Genomic DNA, 11,848 nt, shown 5'->3' on the forward strand with positions numbered 1-11,848 from the left:
AATGTTAACCCTCGGTTATACAAGCGTTATTTCGCATGACTCCCATAAGACAACCGGCATCTAATGAATAGTACCCGACAACAAGAACTCACCCGCTGGCTGAAACAGCAGAGCCGGTTGGCGCAACGCTGGCTACGCCTTTCGCTTCTGTTAGGGCTGGTGAGCGGCCTGCTAATCATCGCTCAAGCCTGGTTACTCGCGGCGCTCTTGCAAGCGCTCATCATCGACCACACGCCACGCGGACAGTTAATCGCACCGTTTTCGCTATTGGCTGCCACATTTTGTCTGCGAGCCTTGGTGAGTTGGATTCGAGAGCGCGTCGGATTCCGCTGCGGTGAAGTCATCCGCCGACAAATTCGCAGCATGGTACTGGACCGCTTGCAGCAGTTGGGACCGGCCTGGATTCAGGGTAAACCGGCGGGGAGCTGGGCATCGCTGATTCTGGAGCAAGTCGACGATATGCAGGATTATTATGCCCGCTATCTGCCGCAGATGTATTTAGCGGCTCTGATGCCGCTGCTAATCCTCATTTGCGTCTTTCCCATCAACTGGGCGGCGGGGTTAATCCTGTTTTTGACGGCCCCCTTGATCCCTGTTTTTATGGCGATGGTCGGTATGGGCGCAGCAGAAGCCAATCGCCGCAATTTCCTGGCGTTGGAACGCCTCAGCGGCCATTTTCTGGATCGTCTACGCGGACTGGATACCCTGCGCTTGTTCTTCCGCGGTCAGGCGGAAACCCATCACATCCGTCAAGCCTCCGAAGATTTTCGCCACCGCACGATGGAAGTGTTGCGAATGGCCTTTCTCTCTTCCGGCGTCCTGGAGTTCTTCGCCTCTATATCCATCGCCATCGTCGCGGTCTATTTCGGATTCTCTTATCTGGGCGAACTCAACTTTGGTCATTACGGTACTGGCGTCACATTATTTGCCGGTTTTCTGGTCCTGATCCTGGCGCCGGAATTCTTCCAGCCGCTGCGCGATTTGGGCACGTTCTATCACGCGAAGGCACAGGCCGTTGGCGCAGCGGATACGCTGTTCGCCTTCCTGTCTCAAGAAGGCGAGAAAGTCGGTCACGGCCAGACGGATTTCGATAGCCTTGAACCGCTGAAATTGGTGGCCAAAGAGCTGAAGATCCTCTCCCCCGCCGGCACCGTTCTCGCCGGACCACTCTCATTCACCATCGAAGCAGGACAACGGGTGGCGTTGGTCGGTGCCAGCGGCGCAGGTAAAACATCGCTGCTGAATGTCTTGTTAGGATTCCTGCCTTATCAAGGATCTCTGACCGTCAATAACGTCGAGCTAAGCACCATTGCCCCTGCGGCATGGCGTAAACAGCTGAGCTGGGTCGGTCAGAATCCGCATCTGCCGGAACAGACGCTGCGACAGAATATCCTGCTGGGTGATCCTGAAGCAGACGAGCAGAGGCTTCAGGAAGCGGTAGAACGCGCTTATATTCACGAATTTCTGCCTTCTCTCCCATTGGGGCTGGAAACGGTCCTGGGCGATGGCGCAGCGCGTCTGTCGGTCGGACAGGCACAGCGTGTAGCGGTGGCAAGAGCCCTGATTCATCCCAGCCATTTGCTGTTGCTGGACGAACCTACGGCGAGCCTGGACGCGCATAGCGAACAGCGGGTGATGAAAGCACTGAGCATGGCCTCCGCGAGACAGACAACGCTATTAATTACTCATCAGCTCGACGAAGCCCGTAGTTATGATGAGGTGTGGGTGATGGCGGCGGGCCGTCTGGTGCAGCAAGGTCGTTTCAGTGAGCTTAGCGTGACGCCGGGGCCCTTTACCGAATTGATGACACAGCGCCGGGGAGAACTCTGAGATGAAGAAAACACAGGTCTTCCAGGTATTGATGCCATTTCTAGGGCTTTATCGCCGCTACTTTTGGCGACTGAGTCTGGGCGTGGTGCTGGCCATTTTCACCCTACTCGCCAGTATCGGATTACTCACGCTCTCGGGTTGGTTCCTGGCCGGCTCGGCGCTGGCCGGACTCGCCGGGCTTTATACCTTCAACTACATGTTGCCCGCCGCTGGTGTCCGCGGTGCGGCGATTATGCGCACCGCGAGCCGCTACTTCGAACGACTGGTCAGTCACGACGCCACCTTCCGCGTGCTACTACATCTGCGTGTTTTTACCTTCAGCCGTATTCTGCCGCTTTCTCCCGGCAGACTCAGCCGTTTCAGGCAGGCAGATTTGCTCAACCGTCTGGTGGCGGATGTCGATACGCTGGACCATTTGTATCTGCGCGTTATCTCCCCGCTGGTCAGCGCCCTATCGGTTATCGTGGTCGTGGCCTTCGGTCTTAGCTGGTTGGATAGCACGTTAGCGATGACACTGGCGACCAGCATGCTGCTGCTTTTGGTCATCATGCCGCCGCTCTTTTACCGCTCGGGCCAGCCTATCGGCGAGGAAATGACGCAGTTACGCGCGCAATATCGTCTGCAGTTAACCACCTGGCTGCTGGGGCAGGCTGAACTGACAATTTTTGGCTCGTTAGTCTCCTTCCGTCATCGACTGGATCAACTGGAAAACCGCTGGTTATTACGGCAACGCCAGCAGGCGACGCTCAGCGCACTGTCGCAATCCCTTATCATTCTGAGCAGCGGACTCACCGTCACGCTGATCCTGTGGATGGCGGCCAACGGCGTCGGCGGCGACACGCAGCCGGACGCGCTAATCGCTTTGTTTATTTTTGCGTCGCTGGCGGCCTTCGAAGCCTTGGGGCCGGTGGCCAACGCTTTCCAACATATCGGCCAGGTCGCCGCCTCCGCCGTTCGAGTCGACCAATTGATGAAACTGACGCCTGCGGTCATCTTCGCTGACGAAGGGCCCGCCCCATCCTCTCAGGCCGCGTTGACGTTAAACAATGTGAGTTTCACCTATCCGGATCAGCCCCAGCCGGGGCTGCAGCATATTTCGCTAAGCCTCCAACCCGGCGAGCACATTGCTCTTTTAGGCAAAACCGGTTGCGGTAAATCAACATTGTTACAATTGATCACCCGCGCCTGGGACAGTACCAAAGGCGAGATCAGCCTTAACGGCTCGCCATTATCGACCTGGTCCGAAGAGAACCTGCGCAGCATGATGAGCGTCGTACCTCAACGGATACATCTTTTCAGCGATACACTGCGTGAGAACCTGCGGCTGGCCGCTCCGCAGGCCGGTGACGAGGAGCTAGCTCACATCCTGCAACGAGTAGGGTTGTCTAATCTGCTGGAGCAAGAGGGACTGAATGCCTGGCTGGGGGAAGGCGGCCGTCAACTGTCCGGAGGCGAACAGCGCCGGATAGGTCTGGCACGTGCGCTACTACATTCTGCGCCGCTAATTCTGCTGGACGAACCCACTGAAGGACTGGATGCCGAAACGGAACAGCGAATGCTTCAGCTTCTGCGTGAACATTGCAAAAATAAAACCTTATTGGTGATTACTCACCGTCTGTGCGGTTTAGAAAGTATGGACCGTCTGTACATCATGGACGGCGGTCAGCTCATCGAACAGGGTGATCATCAGACGCTTATGGCGCAGCAAGGCCGATACTGGCAGTTTCATCAACATCTTTAGGCGAGGCCAGATATGCAGCTGTTTGAGCTTTCACCCTTTTCCATGCAGTTTCCCGATCCGGAAATGGCGTTGAACGATCCTAACGGTCTGCTAGCATTTGGGGGCGATCTGGCACCGTCACGACTGATGGTCGCCTATCAGCACGGCATCTTCCCTTGGTACTCCGAGGGTGATCCGATCCTATGGTGGACGCCCGACCCGCGCGCCGTCCTGTTTCCCGATGCGTTTCACCTCAGTCGCAGCATGAAAAAATTTATCCGCAGGACTGAGTATCGCGTAACGCTGAATCAGGCCTTCTCCGATGTCATCACTGCCTGCGCCACCGAACGTGAAGAAGGCACCTGGATCGACGATGACATTATTGACGCTTTTTGCCAGCTGCATCAGGCAGGACAGGCGCATTCGGTGGAAGTGTGGCATAATGATAGGCTGATCGGCGGTCTGTACGGCATTTCGCAGGGCGCGTTGTTCTGCGGCGAGTCCATGTTTAGCCGGGCGGACAATGCCTCGAAATGCGGTTTACTGGCGTTTTTGCGTCACTTTGTCCGCCACGGTGGCCAGCTGATTGACTGCCAAATACTGAATGAGCACACGGCATCGCTGGGAGCCACTGAAATACCGCGCCGGGAGTTCATGCAACACCTTTCCCGGCTGCGTCCCGCGACGCTGGGTGAAACGTGCTGGCAGAAACAAACTCTGCCGCTCGCCTAATCAAATGACCCGCCCATAACGAATTAATCAAGCGCCGAGTAGCGACGCTTCTTTACATAATGTGGGTTTTTCGGCATTATCTTGCCGGTTAAAAACTAAGGTAGTTAAACCTAGAGGATTCGATGGCCAAAGAAGACAATATTGAAATGCAAGGCACCGTACTTGATACGCTGCCCAACACCATGTTCCGCGTTGAATTGGAAAACGGGCACGTGGTTACCGCTCATATCTCCGGTAAAATGCGTAAAAACTATATCCGCATCCTGACGGGTGACAAAGTCACAGTGGAGCTGACCCCGTACGACCTGAGCAAAGGCCGCATTGTCTTCCGTAGCCGCTAACAGGCCCGCCATCGCTTAACGCGATCCCACGAAGATGTTCGCCCTCCTGCCCTTTCCGCTTGCGGTCAGGGCTTTTGTTTTTGTGCTCGCCTTCACATTTATATCATTACAAGTTGTGACCCTTTCTACAGATCGCTCTTCGGTTAACACCTCATCTACCCATTTATCCTAAGATAATTGCACTGAGCAATATTTACAAAATTGTTGCTTTTTTATTGCTCAACTTGATCATAATAGGGGAGTAAAACCAGCGCTGTTAACCCTCCAGGCGATGAGGACATATCCGTTTTTGATTATTTTACAGATAACCACAATTCTGGCTTTCCCCGTTCTGGTGATGAAGCACGCTCACGCAGAAACCCCACAGCCGCAACGTATCGTCACGGCTCCGCCGGATATCACGATGGGACCGCTTTTCGAAGCGGTGCAGAAAGCGAAGATGTTTCCGGATCAAAAAACGTTTGTTGACGCGGTTCCCCGGTACTCGCCATCGGCCATCATGGCGGATTACTACATGCAGCGTCGGCTAGACAACTTTGATCTGCAGCATTTCGTGCGACACAACTTCATTATTCCAGCGGATGGTAAAGGTTATATCCCACCGGGCGGCCAGACGCTGCGGGAGCATATCATTGACCTGTGGCCGCACCTCACCCGCAGCACACCTGACATCACCCGCTGGGACTCGCTCCTTCCGCTGCCCAACGCTTACGTTGTGCCGGGCGGACGTTTCCGCGAAGTCTATTACTGGGACAGCTATTTCACCATGTTGGGCCTCGCCGAGAGCGAGCAGTGGGATCTCATCCGCAACATGGTGCAAAACTTTGCCTTTCAGATAGACCGTTACGGACACATTCCCAACGGGAATCGCACCTATTATCTGAGCCGTTCGCAGCCTCCTTTCTTCACCAAAATGGTAGAGCTGCTGGCGAAGCACGACGGCGACAATCTGCTGGTCACCTATCTGCCACAGATGCAGCGGGAATATCAGTACTGGATGGACGGCGAAAACAGTCTGCAGCCTGGACAGGTGGACAAACGAGCGGTTCGCCTTGGTGACGATGTACTGAACCGCTACTGGGACGACCGCAACGTGCCGAGGACAGAGTCTTGGCTCGACGACGTCACCACCGCCAGTCAGGTGCCGGAAAGCGAGCGTTCTCAGCTATACCGCGACCTGCGTGCAGGAGCCGCCTCCGGTTGGGATTTCAGTTCACGCTGGCTGAAAGATCCAATGAAGCTGTCGACGATTCACACTACCGACATTCTGCCGGTAGACCTGAATGCGATGCTCTATCACAATGAAATGGCGCTAGCGAAAGCCAGTCGTTTAGCCAACAACATGGCCGATGCCGATCGTTACGCCCTCCGTGCCGACAAGCGCAAACAGGCGCTGAATCGCTACTTTTGGAACGCTGGAAAGCGCTACTACGCGGATTACGATTGGCGTCAGGGTAAAGTGAGCCAACAATTGACGGCGGCGACACTGTTTCCGCTGTATGTTCAGGCCGCCCCGCAAAATTACGCCGACGAGACTACCCAGGCGGTCCGTAACGAGTTGGTGCAAGAAGGCGGCATGGTCACGACCACGGTGCACTCTCACCAGCAGTGGGATGCGCCGAATGCCTGGGCACCACTACAGTGGGTTGCGGTGGAAGGGTTACGCTATTATCAGCAAGAGGCGCTCGCTGAAGAAATTGCGGTCCGTTTTCTCAACAGCGTTCAGCATACCTATGAACGCGAGCATAAGCTGGTAGAGAAATACGCAGTTGAAACCGGCGAACTCGGCGGCGGCGGCGGCGGCGAATACGAACTGCAGGACGGGTTTGGCTGGACCAATGGCGTGACCCTAAAGCTGTTGAGTCTCTATCCGCCCCAGCAGAGAGACAAGTAAAACGCCCGGCTTTTCTGGCTTTCGATTAAACTACTCAACTTATCTCATAAAAAATAAGGGCATCCATAAGGATGCCCTTGACGTTAGGGAAACCGGAGCGTGGTTAAGACTATACCGCGCCCTCGGTTTTGCGTTTCTGAGCGCTATGGAAGCTATAGCTCAGCTGCTGAGTCACGGTATCCAGTTCTACCGTGACAGATCCCCCTTCTACCAGCGAGCCAAACAGCAGCTCGTTGGCCAGCGGTTTCTTGAGGTTTTCCTGAATAATTCGCGCCATCGGACGCGCACCCATCGCCTTGTCGTAGCCTTTCTCTGCCAGCCAGTCGCGTGCATCTTCGCTGACTTCCAGCGACACGCCTTTGGCATCCAGCTGCGCCTGCAATTCAACGATGAATTTATCCACCACCTGCTGAATCACTTCGGTCGAGAGATGGTTGAACCAAATGATGCCATCCAGACGGTTACGGAATTCCGGCGTAAACACTTTCTTGATCTCTTCCATCGCATCGCTGCTGTTATCCTGCTGAATCAGCCCAATGGATTTGCGCTGAGTTTCCCTGATCCCTGCGTTGGTGGTCATCACCAGAATGACATTACGGAAGTCGGCCTTACGGCCGTTGTTGTCGGTCAAGGTTCCGTTATCCATCACCTGCAGTAACAGGTTAAACACATCCGGATGCGCTTTCTCTATCTCATCGAGCAACAGAACGGCATGCGGATGTTTGATCACCGCATCCGTCAGCAGCCCGCCCTGATCGTACCCGACATAGCCCGGAGGCGCGCCGATCAGACGGCTCACCGTGTGGCGCTCCATATACTCGGACATATCGAAGCGCAGCAGCTCGATGTCCATGGCTTTCGCTAATTGCACTGTGACTTCGGTTTTACCCACCCCTGTCGGGCCAGCAAACAGGAACGAACCGACCGGTTTGCGTTCATGACCCAGCCCCGCGCGGCTCATCTTGATCGCCTCGGTCAGCGCTTCGATAGCTTTATCCTGGCCGAACACCAGCATTTTCAGGCGGTCGCCAAGGTTTTTCAGCACATCGCGGTCGCTGGCGGAAACGCTCTTTTCGGGAATACGCGCAATACGCGCCACCACAGACTCAATATCCGCCACGTTGACCGTTTTCTTGCGTTTGCTTACCGGCATGAGTCGACTACGCGCGCCGGCTTCATCGATCACGTCGATCGCTTTGTCCGGCAGATGGCGGTCATTGATATATTTCACCGCCAGCTCAACGGCCGCGCGCACGGCTTTCGCGGTATAACGCACGTCGTGGTGGGCCTCATATTTTGGTTTCAGACCATTGATAATTTGCACGGTCTCTTCAACGCTCGGTTCAGTGATATCGATCTTCTGGAAGCGACGCGCCAGCGCCCGATCCTTTTCGAAGATATTGCTGAACTCCTGATAAGTCGTCGAGCCGATCACGCGGATTTTACCACTCGACAGCAGTGGCTTGATCAGGTTAGCCGCATCAACCTGACCGCCCGAGGCCGCTCCTGCGCCGATGATGGTGTGAATTTCATCTATAAACAGAATGCTCGTTTGATCCTGCTCCAGCTGTTTCAAGAGCGCTTTGAAGCGTTTCTCGAAATCACCGCGATATTTGGTGCCCGCCAGCAGCGAGCCGATATCCAGGGAGTAAATGGTGCAGTCGGCGATCACTTCAGGGACATCGCCCTTAACGATACGCCAGGCCAGACCTTCAGCGATGGCCGTTTTACCTACGCCGGATTCACCGACCAGCAGCGGGTTGTTTTTACGGCGGCGACAGAGCACCTGAACCGTGCGTTCCAGTTCGCGTTCGCGACCAATGAGCGGGTCAATGCCGCCGACGCGGGCCAGTTGATTAAGGTTGGTGGTGAAATTCTCCATACGCTCCTCCCCTCCAGCCTGCTCTTCGTTAACCGGATTTTCCTGGCTGACCGACGGCCCGGACTCTTCTTTACGCGTACCATGGGAAATAAAATTCACCACATCAAGGCGGCTGACATCGTGCTTACGCAATAGATAGGCAGCCTGGGATTCCTGTTCGCTGAAGATGGCGACCAACACATTGGCGCCGGAGACTTCGCTGTGTCCGGAGGACTGTACGTGGAACACCGCACGCTGCAGCACGCGTTGAAAGCTCAGCGTCGGCTGCGTATCGCGTTCTGCTTCACTCTCAGGCAGCGTTGGCGTCGTCTGTTCAATGAAGGTTTCCAGTTCCTGACGTAAAGCATCCAGATCGACTGTGCATGCGTCCAATGCTTCACGTGCGGAGGTATTGCTGAGCAAAGCCAGCAGCAAATGCTCCACGGTCATAAACTCGTGTCGGTGCTCACGCGCTCTGGCGAAAGCCATGTTGAGACTGAGTTCCAGTTCTTGATTGAGCATTAAACACCTCCCCCAATATATTGCCTTAAATCAGGCTTTTTCCAGCGTACAGAGCAACGGATGCTCGTTATCTTTGGCATAACGATTAACCTGATCGACTTTGGTTTCCGCCACTTCGGCGCTGTATACGCCACAGATGGCCTTTCCCTGATAATGAACCGTAAGCATCAGTTGCGTTGCACGTTCGATATCATAAGAAAAGAACTTTTGCAGTACGTCAATAACAAATTCCATCGGCGTATAATTGTCGTTATTGAGCACAACGTTATACATGGAGGGTGGCTGCAATGCTTCGGCATGGCGAGCCTTGGTTTGGCCCTCAGTGTGCGACCACGTACTATGATTTCCCATCATTTTTCCAAATCTTAACTGTCATCTTGCCCTGGCCCACTGTACTTAACAGTAGCACGTCTATTTTTTATTTTACCATTGCCGGATCAAAATCACCCGGCAACAAAATGACATCAACCCATTTCTGCGATAGGCGTAATCTTCTCATTCATTCCGTTACCCATATCAAAGTTTAACGAAGCCATCGCACCGCTCAATTCATCGCGCTTGACGGCCCGGGCGATTTTAATAGAGTCTTAGGTTTATTGATGATCTTTTAATCAATTTGATTTTACCTTAACCAATAACCCCACCGTAAAATACGCTTACGAAGGATGGAGATGTATGGAGACGGGTACTGTTAAATGGTTCAATAACGCCAAAGGCTTTGGTTTTATTTGCCCTGAGGGCGGAGGGGAAGACATTTTCGCACACTATTCGACCATTCAGATGGACGGCTACCGCACTCTGAAAGCCGGCCAGGTGGTTAATTATAGTGTGCATCAGGGACCAAAAGGCAATCATGCCAGTCTGATCGTGCCGTTAGTCAATGCGCCGGTGGCCTGAGGGCTGGCCATGTAGTGCGCGTTGATGTTGAATTTGTCCAAAAGGCGGGTTACCGAGGTGGCCAGCCTTTTTTCTTATCTAGCACGCAGGTTCATTAACACGACAATCGTGTCACTCAGATAATGGCGCTTTCAGCGTTCGAATGCGATGCGAAAAGATTCACGTTCTGCATCGCTCAGATCAAGACGCATCAAACAATCATCCAGCAAAACAGGAATGTTGGCATCTTTCAATAATACTGCCCACGCCTGTTTCATGCTGTCATCCAGATAAATAGGCTGTTCATTTCACTTTATCAGACTGGCCAGTTTGATTTTTTTTTATCTTCGCCGATATAGTATATGGCTGAACGCGCATGAAAAACGATATTCTGATGTCGCCGAGCTCTATTGGAACGAGTGTTAATTCCGACAGGCATTTCGCTTTACGGCCAGCACGAAAAAATTTTACGCCGTTATTAAAGGACAGAACAGCCAGAATAAGCAGAGCGCCGATAAGCCCACTGGCGGCGATAATTCAGTTATTCAATTTATCCAATCCCAGAGTCAGCGTCGCCAGCTCAGGATGCTCGGACGAGATGACGATATCCGTCGTGTAATTGCCGCGCGAGTCATCCAAAAACATGATATCTATCTTTGAGGCATGCTCTTCATTTTTTATAATTATACTCAACACCCGCAGAGCAGATCGTAATGCTATATATCATTCGTCATTTACCACGATAAATATCGGCATCTGCAATAACCAACGGGCTTTTAGTAATAATACAGTCTTAGTAAATGTCGGGCACTTCGTTTTTAATAAATACCGAAGAGAAACATAGCAATAACAAAGCCGCAATAAAAACACCTAAACGGCTGGCAATGCCTGGCCGGGAAATAAAGATAGGTCAGAAGGAGAGTATCGACTTTGCATTTTCCATTAAAAATATATTCTTATTTTTTGCCGTGGTGAAATCGATGTTTCATATAAGTCAGAAACAATAAATGGCGGCGCGAATATGGTGATTTTCCCTTACTCTGTAAAAATTTCATTGTTTTTTGAGGTGAAATAACGATTAATTGAATCTTGGTGAATTTCAACCTAATAAAATAGGGATTAATCATAAAATAAAGGTTTCATTACGAGATGAAAGCCAGTCAACCGCCCAGGCCGGCAGGTCCCATTGTCATCGATATCCGCTAATCAGCCCTTCCCCGCGCCAGCCAAAGCACACGCGCAAACATATGACGGATCAGCGGTGGAATCGCCTCTTCGCCTCTTGCCGCCGCATCCATAGCAACTTCTATCGCGAGATCCGGCTTGGAGGTCCGGTGAATGGCCTTGCTGATGATTTTGGGCGGCGACAGCGGCACATTGTCCGGCAACTGGGCTACGCGGTGGTAAACCTGCGCAAAGCCGCTCTTGTACATAAAATATTCCATATCTCGCGCTGGCAGCATCGTCAAATGATCGCGTTCGTGCTGATCCAACAGCAGACTGCGGGTCGTCGCGGCATACTTTTTACCCGCATCATCGCCATCAACCAACACATGCCACTCAATGCCCATACGCTGAGCGAACCTGAGCAACGGCTTCAGGCGATCATTGCCGTGAATAAACAAAGGCAACAGCTTACGGTAGCGCGCGGACTGATGGTGTCCGACATCGGTTTCGAGAAAGGTGAACACGACCTGAAGATGCTTTTCGCGGCGGCTTTCCTCTCCTGGGATAAAATGAAAATCATCCGACTGGAAACAATATAGCGGCGGTGCGGGCGACAGCAGCAGAGAGAGCGCGTCGAGCAAGCTGGATTTCCCCCAGGCATTCTCGCCAATCAGGACCGTATTCTCATCCAGCACCAGAGACAGTCGGTTAATCCCCTGGAAACCATCAATATCAACCCGTTCCAGATACATCCGCCGCTCCTCGTGGGCTACGTCATTACCAACATGGAGACAAAGCGCCGAAGGGTCAAGTCCTGCCAACGCTCATTGCTTTACCTGATTTTGTTTTTTATTTAAAATCACATAATTACAACTTATCACACCAGCCGAACCGCGCCACTGTCC

The 11,848-nt window shown here is 53.0% G+C and carries 10 protein-coding genes; 6 read left to right on the top strand and 4 right to left on the bottom strand.

The genetic code is table 11. The features are described from left to right. Window positions 1–63: 63 nt before the first annotated feature. The 5 genes from cydD (at window position 64) to treA (ending at window position 6,517) form a co-directional block, all read left to right on the top strand. Window positions 64–1,830, top strand: a complete 1,767-nt coding sequence (gene cydD, locus I6N93_RS09220) for a heme ABC transporter permease/ATP-binding protein CydD (RefSeq protein ID WP_085684558.1) — start codon at window positions 64–66, stop codon at window positions 1,828–1,830. 1 nt (window position 1,831) lies between these two features. Next, window positions 1,832–3,571, top strand: coding sequence for a heme ABC transporter ATP-binding protein/permease CydC (cydC, locus tag I6N93_RS09225; protein ID WP_085684560.1), 1,740 nt, complete (start codon window positions 1,832–1,834; stop codon window positions 3,569–3,571). A gap of 12 nt (window positions 3,572–3,583) precedes the next feature. Next, window positions 3,584–4,282, top strand: coding sequence for a leucyl/phenylalanyl-tRNA--protein transferase (aat, locus tag I6N93_RS09230; protein ID WP_085684562.1), 699 nt, complete (start codon window positions 3,584–3,586; stop codon window positions 4,280–4,282). Between the two features lie 122 nt (window positions 4,283–4,404). After that, entirely contained in the window at window positions 4,405–4,623 is a 219-nt protein-coding gene (gene infA, locus I6N93_RS09235) for a translation initiation factor IF-1 (protein ID WP_002211347.1), read from the top strand. A 271-nt stretch (window positions 4,624–4,894) separates the two neighbouring features. Then, on the top strand, window positions 4,895–6,517 hold the full coding sequence (treA, locus tag I6N93_RS09240; protein WP_085684563.1) for an alpha,alpha-trehalase TreA: 1,623 nt from the start codon (window positions 4,895–4,897) through the stop codon (window positions 6,515–6,517). A 109-nt stretch (window positions 6,518–6,626) separates the two neighbouring features. Here treA and clpA read toward each other — a convergent pair whose 3' ends face one another. Together clpA and clpS are read right to left on the bottom strand one after the other, a co-directional pair. Beyond that, window positions 6,627–8,900, bottom strand: coding sequence for an ATP-dependent Clp protease ATP-binding subunit ClpA (gene clpA, locus I6N93_RS09245; protein WP_085684565.1), 2,274 nt, complete (start codon window positions 8,898–8,900; stop codon window positions 6,627–6,629). A gap of 30 nt (window positions 8,901–8,930) precedes the next feature. Next, window positions 8,931–9,251: an ATP-dependent Clp protease adapter ClpS gene (gene clpS / locus I6N93_RS09250; protein WP_085684567.1), complete on the bottom strand. Its 321-nt coding sequence runs from the start codon at window positions 9,249–9,251 to the stop codon at window positions 8,931–8,933. 324 nt (window positions 9,252–9,575) lie between these two features. Here clpS and cspD point away from each other — a divergent pair, with 324 nt between their 5' ends. Beyond that, entirely contained in the window at window positions 9,576–9,797 is a 222-nt protein-coding gene (gene cspD, locus I6N93_RS09255) for a cold shock-like protein CspD (protein WP_085684569.1), read from the top strand. A 131-nt stretch (window positions 9,798–9,928) separates the two neighbouring features. Here the strand turns inward: cspD and I6N93_RS17350 are convergent, their stop codons facing one another. Together I6N93_RS17350 and I6N93_RS09260 are read right to left on the bottom strand one after the other, a co-directional pair. Further along, window positions 9,929–10,054 (bottom strand): hypothetical protein, encoded by a 126-nt coding sequence (locus I6N93_RS17350; protein WP_254900106.1) that lies wholly within the window; start codon window positions 10,052–10,054, stop codon window positions 9,929–9,931. A 924-nt stretch (window positions 10,055–10,978) separates the two neighbouring features. Beyond that, window positions 10,979–11,695, bottom strand: a complete 717-nt coding sequence (locus I6N93_RS09260) for a DUF2813 domain-containing protein (protein WP_085684573.1) — start codon at window positions 11,693–11,695, stop codon at window positions 10,979–10,981. Window positions 11,696–11,848: the final 153 nt, after the last annotated feature.

Source organism: Lonsdalea populi (assembly GCF_015999465.1).
Classification (GTDB): Bacteria; Pseudomonadota; Gammaproteobacteria; order Enterobacterales; family Enterobacteriaceae; genus Lonsdalea; species Lonsdalea populi.

Coding starts and splice junctions, on each gene's coding strand:
- cspD (WP_085684569.1), top strand. CDS start 9,576: ATGGAGACGGGTACTGTTAAATGGTTCAATAACGCCAAAGGCTTTGGT.
- clpA (WP_085684565.1), bottom strand. CDS start 8,900: ATGCTCAATCAAGAACTGGAACTCAGTCTCAACATGGCTTTCGCCAGA.
- clpS (WP_085684567.1), bottom strand. CDS start 9,251: ATGGGAAATCATAGTACGTGGTCGCACACTGAGGGCCAAACCAAGGCT.
- cydC (WP_085684560.1), top strand. CDS start 1,832: ATGAAGAAAACACAGGTCTTCCAGGTATTGATGCCATTTCTAGGGCTT.
- aat (WP_085684562.1), top strand. CDS start 3,584: ATGCAGCTGTTTGAGCTTTCACCCTTTTCCATGCAGTTTCCCGATCCG.
- I6N93_RS09260 (WP_085684573.1), bottom strand. CDS start 11,695: ATGTATCTGGAACGGGTTGATATTGATGGTTTCCAGGGGATTAACCGA.
- cydD (WP_085684558.1), top strand. CDS start 64: ATGAATAGTACCCGACAACAAGAACTCACCCGCTGGCTGAAACAGCAG.
- I6N93_RS17350 (WP_254900106.1), bottom strand. CDS start 10,054: ATGAAACAGGCGTGGGCAGTATTATTGAAAGATGCCAACATTCCTGTT.
- treA (WP_085684563.1), top strand. CDS start 4,895: ATGAGGACATATCCGTTTTTGATTATTTTACAGATAACCACAATTCTG.
- infA (WP_002211347.1), top strand. CDS start 4,405: ATGGCCAAAGAAGACAATATTGAAATGCAAGGCACCGTACTTGATACG.